Here is a 22,243-nt window from a genome sequence, read left to right on the forward strand (position 1 = left end):
CTCAGGCGCGGACGGCCGCGATCGTTCGGCTCCTGAGGTTCTTGCCGGACACGGTGACCTTGACCTTCGCCCGGGCCGCCGGCTTCGGCGACACCTTCACGGTGCCGGCGACGCGGCAGCCCGCACCGACCGCCTTCGCCGGGAGCGTGGTCGTGGTGAGGACCGTGCGGCCCTTCCTGACGACCACCGTCGCGCGTCGGGGGCACGCCTTCGAGGCGCGGACCCGCTGGAGGACGGCGTTGACGGCGACCTTCGTGCCGCTCAGGCGCACCTCCAGAGCAGTGGGCGGCGCGGGGGTCGGGGTCGGCGTCGGGGTCGGGGCCGTCGCCGGGGCGGGCGCCGCCACCGTCCACGAGAGCACCCTGGTCGTCTGGTTGCCGACGGTGTCGGTCGCGACGATCGTGAGGGTGTGCGGACCCACGGCGAGGCCGGTCGCACCGTAGGTGCCCGCGCACGGCTGGCCGGGCGCGCCGTCGAGCGAGCAGGTGGTGGTCGCGTCCGCGTCGACCGTGAACGCCGCGGACACCGAGGTCGAGGTGCCGTCGGTGGGCGCGGAGGTGACCGTGACGGTCGGCGCGGTGAGGTCGGGCTGCGGCACGAAGATCGCTGCGACCCCGGGGTCGTAGGTCAGCAGCGGCCCCCCGGTGGTGTAGACCCGGCCCAGGAAGGAGACGGTCCTCGTCCCGGCCCCGACGGGGACCGCGGACGAGTCCGCGACGGCCACGTCGTCACCGTCGCCGCCGTCGGCGACCACGTCGACGTAGCGGTCGGTGGCGGGGGCTCCGTCCCCACCCACCGTCAGCAGGAACTGGCTCTCGTAGGGGGAGCCCCCTGCGCCGATACCGGCACTGGCGGTCCCGACGACGAGCGCGCTCCCGGCCCTCGTCGCGGTCAGGTCGCACGCGGTCATCGAGGTGCTGGTGGTCGACGGGTTGACCCAGACGGTGTCGACGCCTCCGGCGCACACCTGCAGGCCGGTCGAGGACGTCGGGACGGCGATCGCGAGGAGCGACGGGCGGTAGAGCTTGACCGTCCCGGTCCCGCCCTGGCGGGCGGCGTTGAGGGTGATGGTGTGGGACCCCGCGGCGACGACGTCGCTGTGCTGCGTGGCGACCGTGCGGTCGGCGCCGTCGCTGCCGGCCGACGTGATGTCGAAGTAGCGGTCGGAGGCGGTGGAGCCCTGAGGCTGGTCGATCCCGACGCGGACGCGTCCCTCGTAGTCGGCGTCGCTGTACGCCGCGCTCGCGGACCCCAGCACGAGGACCCTGCTGGGGCTGGTCACGTCGAGCGTGCACGAGCTGACCGTCGACATGGCCGCCTGCGTGGCGGTCCAGTCGAGCGGCACGGCGGGCGCGCACGTCGCGTACGGGCTCCCGCTGGGGATGAAGAGCGCCCAGACGGACGGGTCGTAGGTCGCGATGCGCCCGGTGCCGGCGCTGCGCCGGACCCGCATGGTGAACGTGTGGGAGCCGTCCGTGACCGAGGTCAGGGCGGTGATCGCCACGGACCGGTCGGTCCCGTCGCCGGGAGCGGAGCTGACGTCCACCCACCGCTGGTTGCGGCCGACTGCGCCGTCGACGGCGACCTCGTAGAGCGCCTCGGAGTCCGCGGTGTCGTACGCCACGCTCGCCGTGGCGACCAGGACGACCTTGCCGTCGCTCGGAGCGACGATCGAGCACGACACGAGGTCCGAGACGTCCGTCCCGCTCGTGAAGTCCGTGCCGTCCACCGCGTGGTGGCACTCGAGCGGGTTGAGGGCCGGAGCGGCCGTGGCGGGGACGGCCGGCATCACGAGGACGACCGACGCGGTGGCGAGCAGGGTGAGCGCGAGGCCGAGCGGCCGGGCGCGACGGACGGAACGGATCACGGCAACCCCTTGGGGAGAACGGGCGCGGGCCACGCGCCCGAGCACCCGCACGCTAGGACCGGTGCCGTGCGCCCCGTGGGCGGATCGGCGAACCTTTACCGAACACGGGTGCTGGCACCACCTCGCGGTCCTCGCCCCTCCTCGCCTAGGGTCGCGCCATGCGCGCTCCCGGGGACTGGACGCCGGCCGTGCGGGCCGTGGCCGCGGTCGCCGCGACGTGCCTGTTCATGGTGCTGGTCGCCTGGGCGACGGTGATCGGGCCGGACGAGGTCTTCACCGGGCCCGGGCCGCGCCCCGGGCCGGCGTCCACCCCGACCGAGACCTGCATCCCGCTGCCCGTCCGCACGCTGGCCGACGGCTCGGTCGAGGTCGTCATCCCCGAGGACTTCGCGGAGCGCGACTACTGCGACCCGCCGCCGGCCGGCAGCGAGGAGTACCGCCGCATCGTCGAGGACAACCCGCCCCCGCTGTGGCTGAAGGTGCTGATCTGGCTCTTCCTCGGCGCGGTCGTCCTCGGCGCCACGGCGTTCGTCGCGTGGATGGTCGTGCTCGCCGCGCGCGGGGTCCTCGCCCGGCGTCGCGACGGTGTACGCGCCGAGGTCGGGTTCACGACGCTCGACGAGCCGCTGCGGGTCGTCGAGCAGGTCGAGCGCGACGCCGAGGAGCACGAGGCCGTCCTGCGCGACGGCGACCCCCGCAACGCGATCGTCGCCGCGTGGCACCGTTTCGAGGTGCAGGGCGAGCGGGCGGGCGTGCCCCGGCTCGCCGCGGAGACCTCTTCCGAGTACACGCTGCGGATCCTCGACCTCGCCGATGCCGACACCGGGCCGGTGAACCGCCTCGCCGAGCTCTACCGCGAGGCGCGCTTCTCCGACCACCCGATCACCGAGCAGCACCGGTCCGAGGCGCTCGCCGCCCTCGCCGGCATCCGGCGGAGCCTGGGGGACCGGGCGTGAGGCGGCTGCCGGAGGGATGGGGCGGCCGGCTCGTGGGCGGCGTGGTCCTGGCCGCCCTCGGCTGGGGCGCAGCCGTGCTCCTCGACTTCGAGCCCCGGCCGCTGCCGTACGTCGTGTGGGCCGTCGTCGTGCTGACGATGTGCTTCCTCGTGGTCGACAGCGTGGACGCGCCGGTCGCGACGTGGCAGCACGGTCTGCCCGCCCCGCGGGACCGCGTCGACGAGGCCACCTCGGACCTGCGCGTCCTCACCAGCCACCGGCAGGCGGACCAGCCGTCCGACGCGCTGGCGCACCGTCTCGTCGCGCTCGCCCGGGGCCGCGACCCGGCCCTGGCGGCCGAGCTCGAGCGCGAGCTCGCCGGCCAGCGCCGCATCACCCCGGCCGACATCGACCGCATCCTGACCCGAATCGAGGACCTCCGTGACCCACGCTGACACCCCCGCCCACGAGCCCGCCGCGAACGCCGCCGAGGTGGCGCGCTTCGCCGAGCAGGTGCTCGACGAGGTCGGGCGCGCCGTCGTCGGCAAGCGTGACGCGCTGTCCCTCGTCCTCGCCGGGATCCTGGCCAAGGGCCACGTGCTCCTGGAGGACTTCCCGGGGCTGGGCAAGACCCTCGCCGCCCGGTCGTTCGCCGGCGCGCTCGGCCTCGACTTCTCCCGCGCGCAGTTCACCCCCGACCTGCTGCCTGCGGACCTCACGGGCTCCTACGTCTACGACCAGCGCCGCGCGGAGTTCGACTTCCGTCCGGGGCCGGTCTTCGCGGGGCTGCTGCTCGCCGACGAGATCAACCGGACGCCGCCGAAGACCCAGGCGGCGCTGCTGGAGGCGATGCAGGAGGGCCAGGTCACCGTCGAGGGGCAGACCCACCGGCTGCCGTCCCCGTTCCACGTCCTCGCGACCGCCAACCCCGTGGAGTACGAGGGCACCTACCCGCTCCCGGAGGCTCAGCTCGACCGCTTCCTCCTGCGGGTCGGCTTCGGCTACCCGACGGCGGGCGAGGAGTACGACGTCCTGCGCCGCCGCCTGGACCGCCGGCGCGAGGAGGTGGACCTCACCCGGGTCACCGACGCGGCCGGGCTGGCCGCGGTCCAGGCCGCCGTCGAGCGCGTGGTGGTTGACGAGTCCGTCGCCCGCTACTGCGTGGAGCTCGTCGCGGCGACCCGGTCCCACGCCGACGTCCTCACCGGCGCCTCGCCCCGCGGCAGCCTCGGGCTCGTGCTCACGGCCCGGGCGTGGGCGGCGATCCGGGGTCGTGACTACGTCGTGCCGGAGGACGTGAAGGTCGTCGCGCGCGCGGTGCTCGCGCACCGGATCACGGTCAAGCCCGAGCTCTGGATGACCCAGGCGTCGGGCGCGCGGGTCGTCGACGCGGTGCTCTCGTCGGTCGAGACCCCACGGACGCTGGAGCACCGGTGACCACCTGGCGGCCCACCCCGGCGCTCGTCCGGGCCTGCCTGCTCGCGCTCGGCGGCGTCTGCGCCGGCGTCGTGCTGGGCCAGGAGGTGCTCGTCGTGGTGGCCGCACCGTTCGTCGTCCTCGCGGTGATGGGACTCGCCGGTCGGCCCCGGCAGTCCGTGCGGGTCACCGCCCGCATCGACCACCACCGGCTCCACGAGGGCCAGGGCACCACCTCACGGCTCGACGTCGACGACCTCACCGGCGTCGAGCACGTCACCCGCACCGCGGCCGCCACCGCGCACGTCGTCACCGACCCGGCGTACGGCGCGACCGGCGCCCTGATCGGTGACGGCCTGCCGACGATCGGGTTCAGCCCGCGGCGCTGGGGCCGTCGGGCCATCGGCGCCGAGCGGGTGGCCCTGACGAGCGCCTGGGCGGGCTGGCAGTGGGGACCGTTCGACCTGCCCGAGCACGGCCTGACCGTGCTGCCCCAGACCGCGCCGTACGACAGCCGCGCCGAGGTGCCGCAGCCCGACGGGCTCGTCGGGCGGCACCGCTCCCGTCGGCTCGGGTCGGGCACGGACTTCGAGGGCATCCGGGCGTTCGCGACCGGCGACCGGCTCAAGCGGATCAACTGGCCGGTCTCCCTGCGCACCGGGGAGCTGCACGTCATCACCACCCGCGCCGAGCAGGACGCCGGGGTGTGGCTCGTCGTCGACGGGCTGCGCGACATCGGCGCGTCCGGCGGGATCGACGGGGCGGCGAGCTCCCTCGACCTCACGGTGCGCGCGGCCGCCGCCCTGGCCGAGCACCACGTCCGGGTCGGCGACCGCGTCGGGCTGCTCGTCGTGGCCGCGGACGGCTCCCGGGTCCGGCTCGGCTCGGGGCCCCGTCACCTGCATCGCCTCCAGGGCACCCTGGCCCGCATCCGTACGGACGCGCGCAGCGTGGCGCCCGAGCGACTCGACCTGGGTGCCGGCGCGGGGAGCGTGGTCCACGTGCTGTCCCCGATGCTCTTCACCCCGCTCGTCACCGCGACCGCCAGCCTCCAGCGCAGCGGGGCGTCGGTGGTCGTGATCGACACCCTCGGCGAGGCGATGACCGGTGACCGGGGCCGCCTCGAGCTCCCGTCGCTCGCCGCCCGCATGCAGCGGATCGAGCGTGACGACCGGCTGCGCCACCTGGCCGCCGCCGGCACGCCGGTGGTGCCCTGGCGAGGTCCCGGCACGCTCGACACGGTGCTGCACCAGCTGGCCCGCCGCGCCCAGGTGCCCCGGGTGCGTGCCTGATGCGCGTCCTGGCCCCCGGCACGACCGGACCCGTCGCGACCCTCCGGGCGATGCTGCTCCTCCTGCCGTGCGCCGCCCTCGCGCTGGCGCTGCCCGAGGTCCCGCACTGGGCGGTCGTCGCCGGCGTCGTGGTCAGCTCCGCGGTCTGGGCGCGTACGCCCGACCACGCCGCCGGCGTCGTCTCGCTGGTGCTCGTCGCGGGGTGGTGGGCCTCGCGCGGCGTCGTCGACTGGCGGGTGCTGGTGGTGGCCGTGCTGCTGCTCGTCGCGCACGTCTGCGCCACGCTCGCGTCGTACGGTCCGCCGACGATGGCGGTCGACCGCAGGCTCGCACGGCTCTGGTTCTCCCGCGCCCTGCTCGCGCTCGTGCCGGTGCCGGTGGCGTGGCTGGCGGTCCGGGGGCTCGACCCGGAGCTCGCTCCGTCGTGGCTGTGGCTCGCGACCGGCGCCGTCGTGGTCGTGCTGCTGCTCGCCACGGCGAGGGTGACCCGGACGGACCAGGCATGACGACCGCGGAGGAGCGCGAGCTCTACGCCGAGCTGACCCTCCAGTGCGCCGAGTCGGTGCCACGCGGCCGGGTGACGACCTACGGCGCGATCGCCGACGTGGTGGGCGAGCGCCTCGGTCGGGGCGGCCCGCGGCTGGTCGGCAACGTCATGGCGACGCACGGCGCTGCCGTGCCGTGGTGGCGGGTGGTCCGGGCGGACGGCTCGCTCCCGCCGTCGCACGACGAGGAGGCCCGGCAGGCGTACCTCGAGGAGGGCACCCCGTTGCGGCCGAACGGGTCCGTGGATCTGGCGCGGGCGTTCTGGGCGCCGCGTCTCGGGGCACAATGACGCCATGCTCTACACGGTCGCGCACGGCGTCATCCCCCCGCTCGTCCGTGCCGTGTGGCGCCCGCGCGTGGAGGGGATCGAGCACGTCCCGACCAGTGGGCCGGTCATCGTGGCAAGCAACCACCTGTCGTTCTTCGACAGCGTCGTGATCCCGGTGGTCGTGCCGCGCAAGGTCGTCTTCCTCGCCAAGTCCGACTACTTCACCGGCAGCGGCGTCAAGGGGACGTTCACCCGGGCCTGGTTCGAGGGCCTCGGCATGCTGCCGGTCGACCGGGACGACACCCGCGCCGCGATCGCCAGCCTCGACACCGCGCTGGAGGTCCTCGGCCGTGGCGAGGCGTTCGGCATCTACCCCGAGGGCACGCGCTCGCGGGACGGCCGGCTCTACCGCGGACGCACCGGCGTCGCCCACCTCGCGCTCACCTCGGGCGCCCCCGTCCTGCCCGTCGGTCTCACCGGCACCGAGGACATCCAGCCCGTCGGCACCAACCGCCCGCGCGTGGGTCGCGTCGACGTCACCGTCCGCTTCGGCGAGCCGATCCGGGTCGCGGGGGAGTACGACGGCGTACCCACCGGCCGTGCGCGTCGCGACCTCACCGACCGCATCATGGCCGCGATCGCCGGCCTCACCGGCCAGGAGCTCGCCGGCGCCTACAACGAGCGCCCGGCCGACGCCTGAGCCGCCGGGCGGTGAGTGAGACACCTTCTCGGCGGTCGGAACGTGCCTCACGCACCGCCGGGGGTGCGTGAGGCCCGGGTGGCGGTGAGTGAAACACCTTCTCGGCAGTCGGAACGTGCCTCACGCACCGCTCAGGCGGTCGGCACCCGGGCGGCCAGCGCGGCGAGCGCCTTCGGGAAGATCTCCGCGGGCGGCGTGACGAGGCCCGCGCCGACCTGGCCCACGCCCGCGACCGCGCCGGCCATGCCGGTGTTGATCTGCGGGAGGATCCCGGTGCGGCAGACCTTCGAGACGTCGATGCCCGTCGGCGTGCCCTGGAACTCCAGCACCGGCACCGACCAGCGCGGGTTCTCGGCGAGGGTGATCTCGTGCATGCGGCGGGTGGTCGCGAGCGCGTCGGGCACCGAGCCGCCGACGAGGCGGACGATCGCCGGGGCGGTGGCCATCGCGAAGCCACCGATGCCGGCGGTCTCGGTGATGGCCGAGTCGCCGATGTCGGGGTTGGCGTCGTCGGGGCCGTAGTCCCCGAGGAACAGGCCCTCGGCGACCTGCGCCGGGCCGGTGAACCACTCGTCGCCCGTGCCGGACACCTGGATGCCGAAGTCGGTGCCGTTGCGCGCCATCGCCACGACCATCGTCGAGCCGGGCACGTCGCGGCCGGCGTCGAGCGCGAGCTTGCAGGCCGGCATGGCGAGGTTGAGGAAGAAGTGGTCGTTGCCGCCGACGAAGCGCAGCACGTCGGCGACGTCCTTGCCGTCGAAACCGGCGTCCGAGCCGGCGCTCACCATCGCGGGGGAGAGGTCGCGCAGCAGCATGAGCGTGCCGGCGCGGTTGCGGTTGTGCGCCTCGTCGCCCATCTGCAGCATCTGGGTGAGGATGCCGGTGACGTCGGTCGCCTCCTCGGTGCCGCGCACGGCGGCCTGGAGGAGCGGCCCGAGCACGTCGCCCATCCAGCGCAGCCGGGTGAGGACCTCGTCGTTGTAGGCGCCGTAGCGCAGCACCTTGCCGAGACCCTCGTTGAGGGAGCAGTACGTCCGGCGGCCGGTGGCGCGGTCCTCGAGGACCCACATCCACATGGACGGCGTGACCACGCCGGCCATCGGCCCGACGGCGCTGCGGTGGTGGCACGGCTCGAGGCTGACGTTGCTGCCGGACTCGAAGAGCGCGGCCGCGTCCTCGGGGTCGTCGACCAGTCCCTCGAGCGCGGCACCGCCCATCAGGGCTCCGCGGAGGGGACCGGAGGTCCGCGCCCACTCGATGGGCGGGCCGGCGTGCAGGAACTGGCCCTTCTCGAGGCCGAGCACCTCGCTGGCGGGGGCGACGTCGACGAGGTGGGCGGTGACGCCGAGCATCGCCTCGACGGCCCTGCGGTTGGCCTCCGGTCGCCGCGGGTCGGTCGCGACCGCGGCGAGGTCGGTCTCCGTGCCGGGCATCGGCGGGCGCCAGTCCACGCGCTCGACGTCGACGGCCTGTGCGGCGACGGCGTCGGCGAACATGTCGGCGCCGACGCTCACGATCGTGGTGTCGGTCATCGGGCGGCTCCTTCGGATCGGCTGATGAGCTCCAGCGCGCGGCGGGTCGCCGACGCGTTGGACAGGTGCACCTCGGCGCCGGCGGCGACGAGCGCGTCGCGCTGGGCCTCGAGTCCCTGGGGGTCGAGGTCGGTGCCGACGAGGCTGACGACCACCGGCACCGGACGCTCGCGGCGGGCCGCGACGATCTCCGGCGCGAGCAGCGCGGCGGGGTCGGGCTCGGCCCCGTGGCCCAGGACCAGGTCGAGCAGGATGACCCCGGTGGCCGGGTCGGCGGCCGCCCGGGCGAGCTGCTCGTTGCGCAGCGTCGGGTCGATCATCGGGTGGGCGCGGCCCTGCGTGAGCGCGTCGTCGCCGAAGTCGACGAACGTGTGGTCGTCGACGAGCAGCTCGTCGCCGAGGGCGAGCTCCTCGGAGAGGGGGATGTTGCTGCGCACCGGGCCGAGCACGTCGGTCGCCATCAGCATCGACTCGTCGCAGAGCGTCCCGCCGACGAACAGGCCGCGCAGCAGCGGTCCGGTCGCCGGGCCGGTGTTGTCCGCGCCGTGGACCGGCCAGGCGGGAGCCTCGTGGCCGAGCCGGGCCAGGACGGCCTCGGCGACGGCGGTGAGGTCGCGCTGGCCGCGCCCGAGCAGGCCGAGCTCGACGGGGGTGCCGAGGGCGTCGCTCTCCCGGGCCAGGGCGTCGGCGACGTCGGGGGCGGGCGGCTTGGAGACCACCACGACGAGGTCGACGTCCGGGTCGGCGTCGAGCCGGCGCAGCGCCTCGCGGGTGGCGAGCCCGCCGACGGCAGCCGACAGGTCGCGGCCGCCGACGCCCAGCGCGTGGCGTACGCCCACGCCGTCGAGGCTGGCGCCCGCGTGGTGCAGCAGCGCCAGGAGCTGCTGGCAGCCGGTGCCGGACGCGGCGACGAGGCCGATCCGGCCGGGGCGGACCGTGTTGGCGAACCCGAGCCCGACGCCGTCGATGACCGCCGTGCCGCAGTCGGGTCCCATGACCAGGGCGCCGCGGGAGGCGGCGTACGTCTTGAGCGCGACCTCCTCGGCGACCGGGACGTTGTCGCTGAAGGCCATCACGTCGTGGCCGGCCTCGAGCGCGTCCATCGCCTCCACGGTCGCGCTGGCCCCGGGGACCGAGACGAGGGCGACGGCGCCGGCACCCGTACGGCGCAGCGCTGCCGTGGTCGTGCGCGGCGGCGCGACGGTGGTGTCGCCCGAGGTGGGGCGGGTCGGAGCGAGTGCGGCGTCGACGGCGGCGAGCGCCTGGGCGGCGTCGGCCCCTTCCTCGAGCCGCAGCGCGACCACCATGTCGTTCGGCGAGGAGGCCGGGACGGTGAAGCCCATCCCCTCGAGCACCTCGAGGTTGAGCCCGGTCGCCATGGCGACCTGCGCGGTCACCACCCCGGGCGTGGCCTGCACCGATCGACTGACCTGCAGCAGGGTCACCGAGTCGGCGTACGCGCCGCTGCGCAGCTCGACGTGGTCCGTGGTCAGGGGTGTTGTCATGCGGCCCTCCCAGAGGCGTCGTGGAGCGAGGTGAGTGCGAGGCGGGCGCCGGCCATCAGGCCGGCCCCCGAGGTGGCGCCGACAGCGAGGAGCGCGGCGGCGGTGGTGTCGGTCGGATCAGCCAGCCAGTCCGCCAGCTGGGGCAGTGCCTCGCCGCGCAGGGCGCAGTCGAGGAGCGTGGCGGAGAGCAGGGTGGTCAGGCCCAGCCGACGGCGTACGGCTGCCGCCAGCACGTCGTCGGGCCGGTCGAGGGCGGCACGGGCGGCGAACCAGCCCGCGAGCACGTCGTCGCCGAGCGGGGTGAGGCCCGGGCCGCGCCCCACCAGGCGGTCGAGGTCGGCGACGGTCAGCCGTCCGTCGACGGGCAGGTCGAGGCCGGACGTCGCGGAGATCTCACGTGCGGACCGCGCTCCGGGGTGACGCCCGACGCGGGTGACCCGCGGGTCGGCGAGCCGGGCGACCCGGACGGTGCGGTCGCTGACGACCAGGGCGCCGTCGCGCACGCCCACGACCGGCTCGAGCACGCCGAGGTCGGGAAGCGTCGAGGCCAGGCCGCACGGCACGCGGGTCGCGCCCGACGACAGGAGCCCCAGCGCCCAGCCGTCGAGGTCGACGTAGATCGCGGTGCTGCTCGCGTGGACCACCTCGCGGGGTCCGTCGGGGGCCGCGGCCAGCCGGGACGCGACACGCGTCGGTGCAGCCACCGGGATGGGGCGGGGGATCACCTTCCCGACGCTAGCGGCCCGTGCGACACTCATCCGATGTGAGTTCCTGACAAGCAGGGGGCGGAAGTGGGCCAAGACTTGATAAGCGACCCGGACGCGGTCGCCGCGCTCGAGCGTGCGGACGCGCTGCACACGGCGCTCTCGCACATCGTGCTGGAGGGCGGCGACCTCGACGCGATCGCCGAGTCGGTGGGCGCCGCGCTCGGGTGCGGCGTCGTCTTCACCTCGACCGACGGACGGGAGCGCGCGGCGCACCTCGACGAGGCGCAGCGCGCCGCGCTCGGCGCGGCCGAGCTGCTCGACCCGACCGGTCGCCTGCGCGTGGAGCGGATCGACCCGGACGGCACCAGGGTCGGCGACGGGGAGGCACTGGTGCGCCGCGTCGTCGCGGCCGGTGTCGACCTGGCCCGCATTATCGCGGTCCGCCCGGACGGCAGGATCCACTCCTCCGACGTGCACGCGCTGGAGCGCGCGGCGATCGTCGCCGCGCTGCTCGTGACCCGCGTCGAGGCGATCACGGCCGTGGAGAACAAGTACCGCGGCGACTTCCTGCGTGACGTGTTCCTCGGCCGCGCCGGGGAGCAGGACTACGTCTCGGAGCACGCGCAGGCCTTCGGCTGGCAGCTCGACCGTCCGGTGCTGGTGGTCGTGGCGGTGCTCGACCCCGAGGCGATGGCCGCGCTCGAGCCCGACCCGGAGGACCGTCGCGCCTGGCAGGACCGGTTCGCCCACGCGTGGCGACAGGTGTCCGCGGCCGCCGACGGCTCGATCGCCTCCGTGGCGTTCAGCCGGGAGGTGGTCACGCTCGTCCCCGTCGATCCCGCGGCGCCGCCGACCGACGCCCACCTGGCGGTCGACCGCATCATCGACGGCGTGCGCGGCGACCGTGGCGGCGGCCGGATCGCGTTCTCCGCCGGGGTGAGCCGGGTCGCGCAAGGTCTCGTGGAGCTGCCCGAGGCGTTCCGCCAGGCGCAGCGCGCGGTCGAGATCGGACGTCGGGTCCACGGCGGGGGATCGGTGACGAGGTTCGACCAGCTCGGCCTGCACCGCCTGCTCGCGCTCGTGCCCGACGGGTCCGAGCTGACGGCGTTCGCCGCCGACGTGCTCGGCCCGCTCGCGGAGCGGACGCCCGAGGCCGCCGACCTGCGCGAGACGCTGCAGGTGCTGCTCGACACCAACTTCAACGTCGCGGAGGCCGCCCGCGCGCAGTTCTTCCACTACAACACGATGCGCTACCGCGTCGGCAAGCTGCAGCGGATCCTCGGCCCGGTCGCCACCGACCCGCACCTTCGCCTCGACGTGGCCGTGGCGCTGCGGGCGCTGGAGATCGTGGGCTGACGGGTGCCGGGCTGGCGTACGGCCGGGCGCGGTTCACCCCCGGGCCCTCCGGGTCACCGTGGCCTCCTGCCGGGTAGTCCAGTGACGGATGGTTGCCCGACTGCGGTAGTCCAGTGGCGAATGGCTGTGCGACGGGCCGCAGGACAACCGTTCGTCACTGGACTATCCCGACGGGGCGCACCCCGAACCACTGCTCGGCCCCGAACTCCTCGAAGCGCTCGACCTCGGCGAACCCCAGCCGCCCGGCGAGGGCGACCGAGCGCGCGTTGGCGACCTGGGTGCACAGGACCGCCGGCTCGCCGAGGTGCTCGTCGGACCATGCCAGCAGCGCGGCGCAGGACTCGCGGGCGTACCCGTGCCCCCACGCGCTGACGGGGAGCAGGTAGCTGAGCTCGAGGGCCGGGCCGTCCACCGGTGACCGACCCGGCCGACCGGGCTCGCGCCGGCTGAGGCCGACCCAGCCCACGAACCGCCCGTCGAGGTCGGCGACCAGCTGTCCGGGCTGGTCGGCCGGGACCTGCGGCATGGTCCGCGCCATCTCGTCCCGGTCGCGCGCCCCGCCGAGGTGGCGGTTGACGTCGGGGTCGGCCGCGAGGTCGAGGAAGGACTCCCGATCCGCAGCCGTCGGCGGCCGCAGGACCAGGCGCTCGGTGCGGAGGGGAGGGGGCGGCCAGCCGTCGACGATGAGAGGCAGACCCATGCACCCAAGGCTAGTGACGGCGCGAACGCGCCCAAGAACTTGTCATCGAACCCGGCGTTCCTTCGGCAAGTGTCGCCAGTGAGGGTGTGAGATGGGCCGCACTAGTTTGAGGCATCTCGGGTACTCACCCCCCTTGCGAATCTGGAGGCCTGGTCATGTCGATGTTCAAGTGGGAAGTGGTCGATCCCGGACCGGGTGAGGCCGTCGCGCCGCAGCAGCGGCTGGCCTGGGGCAAGACCGTGGGCCTCGGCGCGCAGCACGTCGTGGCCATGTTCGGCGCCACCTTCGTCTTCCCGATCGTCATGGGGTTGAACGCCAACCTCGCGATCATGATGAGCGGCATCGCGACGATCTGCTTCCTCCTGATCGTCAAGGGCAAGGTCCCCAGCTACCTCGGCACCAGCGCCTCGTTCGTCGGCGGCGCGGCCGCGATCTACGCGCAGGGCGGCGGCCCGGCCGACGTCACCGGCGCGATCATGGTGTCCGGCATCGTCCTCGCCCTCGTCGGTGTGGCGATCCACTTCGCCGGTCCCGGCTTCGTCAACAGCCTGCTGCCGCCCGTCGTCACCGGCGGTGTGGTGCTCCTCATCGGCTTCAACCTCGCCCGCGTGGCGACCGGCATCTACATGCCGGCCGACCGCTGGGTCGCCCTCATCACGATGTTCGCCGTGATCCTGATGGCCGTCGGCCTGAAGGGCTTCCTGGGCCGGATCGCGATCTTCCTCGGCCTCGTCTTCGGCTTCGTCCTCTCGCTCCTCTTCGACGCCATCGGCGTCGGTGGTGTCGAGGGCGACCGCGTCGACTGGACCAACGTCAAGGCCGCCGACTGGTTCGGCTTCCCGCCGCACACCGCCGAGGGCCTCGTCGGCAACCAGAGCCCGTTCGGCGGGGCCAACAACCTCGCCGAGGTGGGCTGGCACCTGCCCAACCTCTCCCTCACCTTCACCCTGCTCGCCCTGCCCGCCGTGATCGCGCTGGTCGCAGAGAACATGGGCCACGTCAAGGCGGTGTCCGGCATGACCGGCCAGGACCTCGACCCCGTGATGGGCAAGGCGGTCGCGGCCGACGGTGTCGGCACCACCATCGCGTCGTTCGTCGGCGGCTCGCCGACCACCACCTACGCGGAGAACATCGGCGTCATGGCGGCGACGCGGGTCTACTCCACCGCGGCCTACTTCGTGGCGGCGATCGTGGCGATCCTGTTCGGCTTCGTGCCCAAGTTCGGCGCGCTCGTCGCGACCACGCCCAGTGGCGTGCTGGGCGGCATCACGCTCGTGCTCTACGGCATGATCGGCCTGCTCGGCGCGAAGATCTGGGTCGAGAACCAGGTCAACTTCGCCAACCCCGTCAACCTGGTCCCGGTGGCGGCCGGCCTGACGATGGGCATCGGCCTCGCCGACAACGCGTTCTTCAACGTGACCTCAGACTTCCCGCTCGGCGGCATCGCCATGGGCACGCTGATCATCGTCGTGGGCTACCACCTGGCGCGTACGGTCGCTCGTGCCGCCGGCACCGACCACGACGGCGGTGCGGTGCTCGCCGTCGGCGACGAGGGCGCCCACCGGACGACAGACGAGACGAAGTAGCCCCATGAAGCCAGCACCCTTCGCCTACCTGCGACCGTCCACCCTCGAGGAAGCACTCGCGGCGCTCGCGGACACGCAGGGGGCGAAGGTGCTGGCCGGCGGCCAGTCGCTCGTCCCGCTGCTCTCGATGCGCCTGGCCGCACCGTCGACCCTCGTCGACATCAACGGGCTCCCCGACCTCGACGGCATCGCCGCTGACGCCGCCGGGGTCCGGATCGGGGCCCTCGCCCGCCACGCCGACGTGCTCGCCTCGGCCGAGGCGTCCGCCTCCCAGCCGCTCATCGGGATGGCCCTGAGCCACGTCGCGCACCCGACGATCCGCAACCGGGGCACCACCGTCGGCTCGATCGTCCACGCCGACGCCGCGGCCGAGATGCCGATGGTGCTCCGCCTGCTCGACGGCACGGTCGACGTCGCGTCGGTGCGCGGGCGCCGCACGGTCCCCGCCGCCGACCTCTTCGCCGGCCCGCTCGAGTCGACGCTGGCCCACGACGAGGTGGCCGTCGAGGCGTTCTTCCCGGCGCTCGCGCCCGGCGGCGGCGTCGCCTTCTCCGAGGTCGCCCGCCGCCACGGCGACTACGCCCTCGTCGGCGTCGCCGCCCTCGTCGACACCGAGGGGGGAGAGGTCACCCGCGCGCGGATCGGCTTCGTGTCGGTCAGCGACGTCCCGACGGTCGTCGACGTCTCCGACGCGCTCGACGACCCCGCCGGAGCGGCGCTCGCCGAGCTCGAGCCGGCCGACGACATTCACGCGACCGCCGCCTACCGCGCGCACCTGGTCAAGGTGCTCACCCCGCGGGTGCTGGCCGACGCGATCCACCACGCCCGCGAGAGGACAGGTGCATGATCACGCAGCCCGAGGAGCTCCACGACGTCCGCCTGCAGGTCAACGGCTCGGTCCACGAGGTACGCGTGCCCGCCCGCCGCCTGCTGTCCGACGCGCTGCGCCACGACTGCGGGCTCACCGGCACGCACGTCGGCTGCGAGCACGGCGTGTGCGGCGCCTGCACCGTCCTGGTGGACGGCAGGCCGGTGCGCTCGTGCCTGATGTTCGCGGTCTCGGCCGTCGAGTCCGAGATCACCACGGTCGAGGGGCTGACCGAGGACGACGGGACCCTGTCGCCGGTGCAGCAGGCGTTCTCCGACTGCCACGGCCTGCAGTGCGGCTTCTGCACGCCCGGCTTCCTCACCACCATCACCGCCGGCCTGCGCGAGAACCCCGAGCCGTCCGAGGACGAGGCGCGGGAGATGATCGCCGGCAACCTCTGCCGCTGCACGGGCTACCAGAACATCGTGAAGTCGGTGCTGCGCGCCGCCGAGATCGAGCGAGAGATCGAGCGCGAGAGCGGGGAGCAGGTCCAGTGACCACCAAGATGTTCGGCGCCAAGGTCCCGCGCGTGGAGGACCAGCGGTTCCTGCGTGGCCAGGGCCGCTACGTCGACGACCTCCTCACCGACGACCCACGGCTGCTGCACTCCGCCGTGCTGCGCTCGCCGCACGCGCACGCCCGCATCCTCGACATCGACGTCTCCGACGTGCTCGACGTCGAGGGTGTCGTCGCCGTCTGGACGTGGGACGACCTCACCGGCCCGATGGCCGAGCCGCTGCCGCTGCTCATCCCGCACCCGACGCTCACCCACGGCCGCACGCAGTACGCCCTCGCCAAGGGCGAGGTGAACTACGTCGGCGAGGCGATCGCGTTCGTGGTCGCCGTCGACCGCTACGTCGCCGAGGACGCCGTCTCGCGGATCCGCGTCGACTACGAGTACCTCGAGCCCGTCGTCGGGATCCCGGCCGCCCGCGCGGCCAGGACCGCGGTGCACCCCGACGTGCCCGACAACGTCGGCGCCCGGATGACGCAGGAGAACGGCGACGCCCGTGCCGCCATCGCGGCGGCGCCGCACACCCTCAGCCTCGACCTCGACATCGAGCGTTCGGCCTGCACGCCGATGGAGGGCCGGGGCACCGTCGCACGGTGGGACCCCGACACCTCGCGGCTCACGGTGTGGAGCTCGACGCAGACGAGCACCGGCGTCCGCGGATGCGTGGCCGCCAAGCTCGGCCTCGACCTCGCCAAGGTCGACGTGATCACCCCCGACGTCGGTGGTGGGTTCGGCGTCAAGGTCGTCCACCCGTGGCCCGAGGAGCTGCTGGTCCCGCTGGCGTCGATGACGCTCGGCCGGCCGGTGAAGTTCACCGAGGACCGGCGCGAGCACTTCATCTCCTCGGCGCACGAGCGCGCCCAGGAGCACCACGTGGAGGTCGGCTTCGACGACGACGGCCGGGTGCTCGGCCTCGACGTGGAGTTCTGGCACGACCACGGGGCCTACACGCCCTACGGCCTGATCGTCCCGATCATCACCTCGACCCAGCTGCTCGGCCCCTACAAGCCGCAGAGCTACCGGGTCACGTTCGAGTCGGTCTACACCAACACCGTCATCGTCACGCCCTACCGCGGCGCCGGTCGTCCGCAGGGCTGCTTCGTCATGGAGCGCACGATGGACGCGATCGCGGCCTACCTCGGCAAGGACCGCACCGAGGTCCGCTCCGCCAACTTCATCCAGCCCGACGAGTTCCCCTACGAGCACGGACTGGTCTTCCAGGACGGCCGCGAGCTGACCTACGACTCGGGCGACTACCCCGCCTCGCTCGCCAAGCTCAAGGAGCTGGTCGGCTGGGACGAGTTCGAGGACTTCCGCGCCGAGATGGCCGCCCAGGGGCGCCGGGTCGGCATCGGCCTGGCCTGCTACGTCGAGGGCACCGGCGTCGGTCCCTACGAGGGCGCCCACGTGCACATCGAGACGTCCGGCAAGGTCAAGGCCTCGATCGGCCTCACCACCCAGGGCCAGGGCCACCAGACGGCGTTCGCGCAGATCGTCGCCGACACCCTCGGGGTGCGGTTCGAGGACGTCGAGGTGGTCACCGGCGACACCCGGAAGATGCCCTACTCCGTCGGTACGTTCGCCTCCCGCGCCGCGGTCATGAGCGGCTCGGCCGTCCACCTCGCCGCGCTGCGGGCGAAGGAGAAGGCGCTGCGCATCGCGGCCGAGGCCCTCGAGGCGGCCGAGGACGACCTGGAGATCGCGGACGGGGTGGTGTCGGTCAAGGGCACCGACGCCTCGATCGACCTCGGCACGGTCGCGGTGCTCTCCAACCCGCTGCGCTACGCCTTCGACGAGGCGTCCAAGGCGGCCACCCAGTTCCGCGTCGGCGACCCCGGCAAGCCGCCGGTCGCCGAGGGCGACGAGCCGGGGCTCGAGGGCAAGGACTTCTACTCCCCGCCCCGCTCGACCTTCGCCAACGGCATGCACGCCGTGATCGTCGAGACCGACCCCGACACCGCCGAGATCACGATCCTCAAGTACGCCGTCGTCCACGACTGCGGCCACCTCATCAACCCGATGATCGTCGAGGGCCAGATCCACGGCGGTGTCGCGCAGGGCGTCGGCGGCGCGCTCTACGAGCGGATGGCCTACGACGAGTCGGGCCAGCTGCTCAACGCGTCGTTCATGGACTTCCTGATGCCCTACGTCACCGAGGTGCCGACGACCATCGACATCGACCACCTCGAGACGCCGTCGCCGCTCAACCCGCTCGGCATCAAGGGCGCCGGCGAGGCGGGCGTGATCCCGTCGGCCGCCGTCTTCGCCGCCGCGATCGAGGACGCCGAGGGCTTCCCGATCACCGCGATGCCCATCTCGCCGTCGGAGCTCTTCGCCCTGCGCCTCGAGCACGCCGACCTCCCCGCCGAAGCCCTGTCTGAGGAGACCCGATGAAGTTCACCGGAGACAACGTCCTGGCCGCCCCCGTCGAGAAGGCCTGGGACGCCCTGCTGGACCCGGCCGTCCTGGTCCGCACCATCCCCGGGTGCGAGCGGCTCGAGGCGACCGGCGAGAACGCGTACGCCATGACCGTCACCGCGGGAGTCGCCTCGATCAAGGGGACGTACGCCGGCTCCTGCGTGCTGACCGACCTGGTCGAGCACGAGTCGCTGGTGATGAAGCTCGACGGCGCCGGCGCCCCCGGCACCATCGGTGCGACGGTCCACGTGCGCTTCACGCCCGAGGGCGACTCGACGCGGGTCTCCTACGACGCCGACGCGGTCGTCGGCGGGATGATCGGCGGCGTCGGCCAGCGCATGCTGACCAGCGTCTCGCGCCGGATGGCCGGCGAGTTCTTCGGCAACGTCGACGCCGCGATCGCGGGCGGCGGGGCGGCCGCGCCGGCTCCCGCCGGCGCACCGGCGCCCGCGTCCACCTCCGAGCCCGGCGCCCCGGCGAGCCCGGGCCAGGTCTTCACCGCGCCCGCCAGGCAGGCCGCGACCGGGCCGGGCCAGGACTTCCTCGTCGGCATCGCCGTGGGCGCCGGCCTCGTCGCGCTCGGCGTGCTGCTCGGTCGCCGCCGGTGAGCGACCTGACGGTCGACTCCACCGCTCGCGCGCAGGCTGCGGCTGTCCGTTCCGGCGAGATCTCGGCGACCGAGCTGCTCGAGCTGCACCTCGACCGGATCGAGGAGCGCAACCCCGAGCTCAACGCGATCGTCTCGCTCGACCCCGAGCGGGCCCGTGCGTGGGCAGCGGTCGCCGACCAGGCCCAGGCCTCCGGCGAGGACACCGGTCCGCTGCACGGTCTGCCGTTCGCGGTCAAGGACACCCACGCCTTGAAGGGCTGGCCGCACACCTTCGGCTCGCCGGTCTTCGCCGACCACGTCGCCGACCACGACGAGCTGCTCGTCGAACGGCTGCGGGCCTCAGGCGTCGTGTTCGTCGGCAAGACCAACGTGCCGGAGTTCGCCGCCGGCTCCCACACGTTCAACAAGGTCTTCGGGGTCACCCGCAACCCGGTCGACCCGTCCCGCTCGGCCGGCGGGTCGAGCGGGGGAGCGGCGTGCGCGCTGGCCTCCGGGATGGTGCCGCTGGCCGACGGCTCCGACATGGGTGGCTCGCTGCGCAACCCCGCGTCCTTCTGCGGCGTGGTCGGCATGCGTCCCTCGCTGGGCCGGGTGCCGGAGTGGCCGCTGTACAACCAGTGGGAGACGACCTCGGTCGGGGGCCCCATGGCCCGCAACGTCGGCGACCTGGCGCTGCTCCTGTCCGTGCTCGCGGGGCCCGACCCCCGCGCGCCCCACGCGCTCGGCGACCCGGGGTCGACCTTCGCCGGCCCGCTCGCGCCCGCACCCCTGGCCGGCCTCCGGATCGCCTGCTCGGTCGACCTCGGGGGCGCCCTCGTGGTCGACCACGAGGTGGCGGACGTCGTACGCACCACGGTTGCGCGCCTGTCCGACGCGGGTGCGGCGGTGGCGGAGGCGGCGCCCGACCTCTCGCTGGCCGACGACACCTTCCGCACGCTCCGCGCGTGGCACTTCCAGGCCAAGCTGGGCAGGCTGCTCGCCGAGCACCCGACGTCGTTCAAGCCCTCGCTCGAGGCCAACATCCGTGCGGGCGAGTCCCTCACCGGTGCCGACGTGGCGCGGGCCTACACGCAGCGGACCTCGCTGTCGGAGACGATGCGGTTGTTCTTCGCCGACCACGACGTCCTGCTCCTGCCGACCTCGCAGGTGCCGCCCTTCCCGGTCGAGCAGGAGTTCCCCGAGACCATCAACGGCCAGGAGATGCCCGACTACCTGGCCTGGATGCGCTCGGCGTACTTCATCACCGTCACCGGCTGTCCCGCGATCTCGGTCCCGGCGGGCCGGACCGCCGACGGCCTGCCCGCCGGGGTCCAGCTGGTCGCGCGGCACGGCGCGGACCGTCAGCTGCTCGAGGTGGCCGCCGCGGTGGAGGAGCTGCTTGCGCGCTGACGAGGCTGACGGGGGCTGTCAGAGCTGCCAGCGCAAGGGCTTGCGGTTGCTCGCCGTCACGTGGTCGGAGACCGGATCGCCACCGCTGAGGTCCATGGACCGCGCAGTCCACCGGAGCACGGTCGCGTCCTCCTCGATCCGGGCGAGGCCCACCGCCGCGCGGTAGCTCGTCTCGCCGACCTGCGCCACAGGCGCCCTGCGGCACGCCCGAGGGCCGCGGAAGTCGTCCGTGGTGTCGCTGCAGATCGAGCCCCGCAGCCTGCCGTCGATGGTGGAGATCGTGACGACGCGCGAGGTCCGCCGGCCCGTGACGAAGTGCACCGACAGGCCGCCCGGCCCGACCAGGCTGGCGGGCACGTTCCGGACGGTCCTGGAGATGGTCACGCGCGCCACTGTAAGAGGTCCGACCGTGGTGCCCAGCGATCCCCGCAGCTCCCGGTCCTGGTCTCGCCGGAAGGATCCCGGATCGGTGGGACGGGCGCGCTCGCTAGTCTCCGCGGCATGGGGGAGAAGCAGGAACGTGAGGCGTTCGACCGGCGGCACGCGGCCGAGGTCGTCGAGATCACCGTCCTCACCGGCACCACCGTCGGCGGTGCCGGCAAGGCGGGTGGCGACCTGCTGTGGACGCCCTCGGCCGACGTGATCGCCCATGTGGACGAACGCGGTGAGCTGCAGGTGGCACAGGGCCGGCTCAGCTGGCTCGCCACGGACGACCAGCGCGTCGGCTGGATCCACGACCTCCGCGCCCACACCCAGTACGTCGTCCGCGTCCGCCGCGCCGCCCCGGACCCCACCGAGTACGTGAGGTACGGACAGCCCGTTCCCGACCTGACCGGGCACTTCGCGCTCGACGAGGTGGTCGCGCGCGACGTCCACGTCCCCGAGCTCGACGAGCGCCTGGCCCGCTGGCTGACGCCGGTCGTCGTCCGTACCGACCTCGGCGAGCTCGGGCTCGAGCGCGCGTACGGCCACTACTCCGGTGAGGTCGACTGGGCCGGCACACCGGTCCAGGTGCTCCTCGACGTCGACGAGAGCGTGAGCGAGGGTGAGGAGACCTGCGCGGCCGCCCTGGCCCGGCTGACGTCGTACGCCGTCGACGCAGCGGGCACCGACGCGCGCTGGCGGGCGTACGCAGCGAGCACCCTCGTCGACCTCGCGAACGACTGGCAGCGCGACGGGGACGACGCGCCCGACGGGCCGGTGACGCCCGAGTCGTTCGTGCGGCGCATCGAGCTCAGGGAGCTCAGCATCGCGTCGGACGGGTCCGCGACCGCCTACTACGCGGACGGCGACCTCTTCTGGGGACACGTCATCCTCGTGGAGGTCGAGACCGACGGGTCGACGACCGACGCCTACATCGCCGGCTGAGCAGCCGGGCCCGGCACCCGGGTGCGGCGCGGGTGCTTCGGGTGTGGCCGACACGGTGCCACGATGCGGCCGTGACCACGGAACCGTCGTACCCGCCGTCGACCGCTCCCGGGCACGCGGTGCTGCCCGGCGCGATCTGGGCGTTCGGTGCGTCCTTCGTCGCGGAGGGCGTGCTGCACGTGCTCCTGCGCGGCGTGAAGGACGACCCGGTCTCCCTCGCGGGATCCGTCGTGCTGAGCGTGCTCGTCGTCACGTGGTTCGCGCACGGGGTGGTACGCGCCCGGGCGGTGCGCTTCTGGATCGTGGTCGTGCTCGTCGGACTCGGCCTGGTGCTCGGCACGGTCGGACTGATCGCCGAGCCGACGCCCGACGGGGTGGTCACCACCGCCTTCTCGGCGGCGCAGGCGGTCCTGCTGTGGCGGTACGCGCACTCGCCGTGGTTCGCCTGGCAGCGCTCGCGGCCGACAGGAGGGCCGCCGCTCGCCGGGATCCTCGCCCTGGCCGCGCTCGCCGGCGCGATGGGCGGCGTCACCGCGACGCCGGCAGCCACCGCGGAGCTCACGGTGCGGGTCGCGCCACCTCCGACGGCACCCTGACGTCGAACGCTGCTCGCGGGCAGGGTTTGCCGATGAATGAGCGTCTCGTCGGCAATCTCTGCCGTGGTCG

At 73.9% G+C, this 22,243-nt stretch carries 22 protein-coding genes; 16 read left to right on the forward strand and 6 right to left on the reverse strand.

What is annotated here, in order from left to right; genetic code table 11:
• Position 1: 1 nt before the first annotated feature.
• Positions 2 to 1,867 (reverse strand): hypothetical protein, encoded by a 1,866-nt coding sequence (locus F4692_RS13180; protein WP_179620068.1) that lies wholly within the window; start codon positions 1,865 to 1,867, stop codon positions 2 to 4.
• A 158-nt stretch (positions 1,868 to 2,025) separates the two neighbouring features.
• Between F4692_RS13180 and F4692_RS13185 the strand changes: the two genes are divergently transcribed.
• The 7 genes from F4692_RS13185 to F4692_RS13215 are packed head-to-tail and all read left to right on the forward strand — an operon-like array spanning position 2,026 to position 7,024.
• Entirely contained in the window at positions 2,026 to 2,823 is a 798-nt protein-coding gene (locus F4692_RS13185) for a DUF4129 domain-containing protein (protein WP_179620069.1), read from the forward strand.
• On the forward strand, positions 2,820 to 3,257 hold the full coding sequence (locus F4692_RS13190; RefSeq protein ID WP_179620070.1) for a hypothetical protein: 438 nt from the start codon (positions 2,820 to 2,822) through the stop codon (positions 3,255 to 3,257). Before F4692_RS13185 ends, F4692_RS13190 begins: the two co-directional genes overlap by 4 nt.
• A gap of 37 nt (positions 3,258 to 3,294) precedes the next feature.
• A complete protein-coding gene (locus F4692_RS13195; RefSeq protein WP_374757302.1) occupies positions 3,295 to 4,239 on the forward strand; it encodes an AAA family ATPase in 945 nt (314 codons plus the stop codon).
• A complete protein-coding gene (locus tag F4692_RS13200; protein WP_179620072.1) occupies positions 4,236 to 5,510 on the forward strand; it encodes a DUF58 domain-containing protein in 1,275 nt (424 codons plus the stop codon). The genes F4692_RS13195 and F4692_RS13200 overlap by 4 nt, the downstream gene beginning before the upstream one ends.
• Positions 5,510 to 6,016, forward strand: a complete 507-nt coding sequence (locus F4692_RS13205; protein ID WP_179620073.1) for a hypothetical protein — start codon at positions 5,510 to 5,512, stop codon at positions 6,014 to 6,016. Before F4692_RS13200 ends, F4692_RS13205 begins: the two co-directional genes overlap by 1 nt.
• Positions 6,013 to 6,345: an MGMT family protein gene (locus tag F4692_RS13210; RefSeq protein ID WP_179620074.1), complete on the forward strand. Its 333-nt coding sequence runs from the start codon at positions 6,013 to 6,015 to the stop codon at positions 6,343 to 6,345. Before F4692_RS13205 ends, F4692_RS13210 begins: the two co-directional genes overlap by 4 nt.
• Before the next feature lie 4 nt (positions 6,346 to 6,349).
• Positions 6,350 to 7,024 (forward strand): lysophospholipid acyltransferase family protein, encoded by a 675-nt coding sequence (locus F4692_RS13215; protein ID WP_179620075.1) that lies wholly within the window; start codon positions 6,350 to 6,352, stop codon positions 7,022 to 7,024.
• A gap of 131 nt (positions 7,025 to 7,155) precedes the next feature.
• Here the strand turns inward: F4692_RS13215 and F4692_RS13220 are convergent, their stop codons facing one another.
• From F4692_RS13220 to F4692_RS13230, 3 genes are read right to left on the reverse strand one after another with little or no spacing between them, the layout of a single operon-like run.
• The gene (locus F4692_RS13220) at positions 7,156 to 8,556 is read right to left on the reverse strand and encodes a YlbE family protein (RefSeq protein ID WP_179620076.1); all 1,401 of its coding nucleotides are present in this window, start codon (positions 8,554 to 8,556) and stop codon (positions 7,156 to 7,158) included.
• A complete protein-coding gene (locus F4692_RS13225) occupies positions 8,553 to 10,061 on the reverse strand; it encodes an FdrA family protein (RefSeq protein WP_179620077.1) in 1,509 nt (502 codons plus the stop codon). Before F4692_RS13225 ends, F4692_RS13220 begins: the two co-directional genes overlap by 4 nt.
• Positions 10,058 to 10,786, reverse strand: a complete 729-nt coding sequence (locus F4692_RS13230; RefSeq protein ID WP_179620078.1) for an oxamate carbamoyltransferase subunit AllH family protein — start codon at positions 10,784 to 10,786, stop codon at positions 10,058 to 10,060. The genes F4692_RS13225 and F4692_RS13230 overlap by 4 nt, the downstream gene beginning before the upstream one ends.
• 78 nt (positions 10,787 to 10,864) lie before the next feature.
• Between F4692_RS13230 and F4692_RS13235 the strand changes: the two genes are divergently transcribed.
• Positions 10,865 to 12,124 (forward strand): PucR family transcriptional regulator, encoded by a 1,260-nt coding sequence (locus F4692_RS13235; protein WP_179620079.1) that lies wholly within the window; start codon positions 10,865 to 10,867, stop codon positions 12,122 to 12,124.
• A 154-nt stretch (positions 12,125 to 12,278) separates the two neighbouring features.
• Here F4692_RS13235 and F4692_RS13240 read toward each other — a convergent pair whose 3' ends face one another.
• Complete coding sequence (locus F4692_RS13240) at positions 12,279 to 12,824, reverse strand: GNAT family N-acetyltransferase (RefSeq protein WP_179620080.1); 546 nt, start codon at positions 12,822 to 12,824, stop codon at positions 12,279 to 12,281.
• Positions 12,825 to 12,979: 155 nt separating this feature from the next.
• Here F4692_RS13240 and F4692_RS13245 point away from each other — a divergent pair, with 155 nt between their 5' ends.
• The 6 genes from F4692_RS13245 to F4692_RS13270 are packed head-to-tail and all read left to right on the forward strand — an operon-like array spanning position 12,980 to position 20,209.
• Positions 12,980 to 14,410 (forward strand): uracil-xanthine permease family protein, encoded by a 1,431-nt coding sequence (locus F4692_RS13245; RefSeq protein ID WP_179620081.1) that lies wholly within the window; start codon positions 12,980 to 12,982, stop codon positions 14,408 to 14,410.
• Between the two features lie 4 nt (positions 14,411 to 14,414).
• Positions 14,415 to 15,257 carry an FAD binding domain-containing protein gene (locus tag F4692_RS13250; protein WP_179620082.1) on the forward strand — a complete coding sequence of 281 codons (843 nt, stop codon included), beginning with the start codon at positions 14,415 to 14,417 and terminating at the stop codon, positions 15,255 to 15,257.
• Complete coding sequence (locus F4692_RS13255) at positions 15,254 to 15,775, forward strand: (2Fe-2S)-binding protein (RefSeq protein WP_179620083.1); 522 nt, start codon at positions 15,254 to 15,256, stop codon at positions 15,773 to 15,775. The genes F4692_RS13250 and F4692_RS13255 overlap by 4 nt, the downstream gene beginning before the upstream one ends.
• The gene (cutA, locus tag F4692_RS13260) at positions 15,772 to 18,186 is read left to right on the forward strand and encodes an aerobic carbon-monoxide dehydrogenase large subunit (protein ID WP_179620084.1); all 2,415 of its coding nucleotides are present in this window, start codon (positions 15,772 to 15,774) and stop codon (positions 18,184 to 18,186) included. Before F4692_RS13255 ends, cutA begins: the two co-directional genes overlap by 4 nt.
• Positions 18,183 to 18,818, forward strand: coding sequence for an SRPBCC family protein (locus F4692_RS13265; RefSeq protein ID WP_179620085.1), 636 nt, complete (start codon positions 18,183 to 18,185; stop codon positions 18,816 to 18,818). The genes cutA and F4692_RS13265 overlap by 4 nt, the downstream gene beginning before the upstream one ends.
• The gene (locus tag F4692_RS13270) at positions 18,815 to 20,209 is read left to right on the forward strand and encodes an amidase (RefSeq protein WP_179620086.1); all 1,395 of its coding nucleotides are present in this window, start codon (positions 18,815 to 18,817) and stop codon (positions 20,207 to 20,209) included. Before F4692_RS13265 ends, F4692_RS13270 begins: the two co-directional genes overlap by 4 nt.
• Positions 20,210 to 20,227: 18 nt before the next feature.
• On the opposite strand, the gene F4692_RS13275 is transcribed toward F4692_RS13270, so the two are convergent.
• On the reverse strand, positions 20,228 to 20,593 hold the full coding sequence (locus F4692_RS13275) for a hypothetical protein (RefSeq protein ID WP_179620087.1): 366 nt from the start codon (positions 20,591 to 20,593) through the stop codon (positions 20,228 to 20,230).
• Between the two features lie 117 nt (positions 20,594 to 20,710).
• Here F4692_RS13275 and F4692_RS13280 point away from each other — a divergent pair, with 117 nt between their 5' ends.
• Positions 20,711 to 21,577 carry a DUF2262 domain-containing protein gene (locus F4692_RS13280; RefSeq protein ID WP_179620088.1) on the forward strand — a complete coding sequence of 289 codons (867 nt, stop codon included), beginning with the start codon at positions 20,711 to 20,713 and terminating at the stop codon, positions 21,575 to 21,577.
• A 71-nt stretch (positions 21,578 to 21,648) separates the two neighbouring features.
• Positions 21,649 to 22,173, forward strand: a complete 525-nt coding sequence (locus F4692_RS13285; protein ID WP_179620089.1) for a hypothetical protein — start codon at positions 21,649 to 21,651, stop codon at positions 22,171 to 22,173.
• The last annotated feature ends 70 nt before the right edge of the window (positions 22,174 to 22,243 follow it).

This window comes from Nocardioides cavernae (assembly GCF_013410035.1).
Classification (GTDB): domain Bacteria; phylum Actinomycetota; class Actinomycetes; order Propionibacteriales; family Nocardioidaceae; genus Nocardioides; species Nocardioides cavernae_A.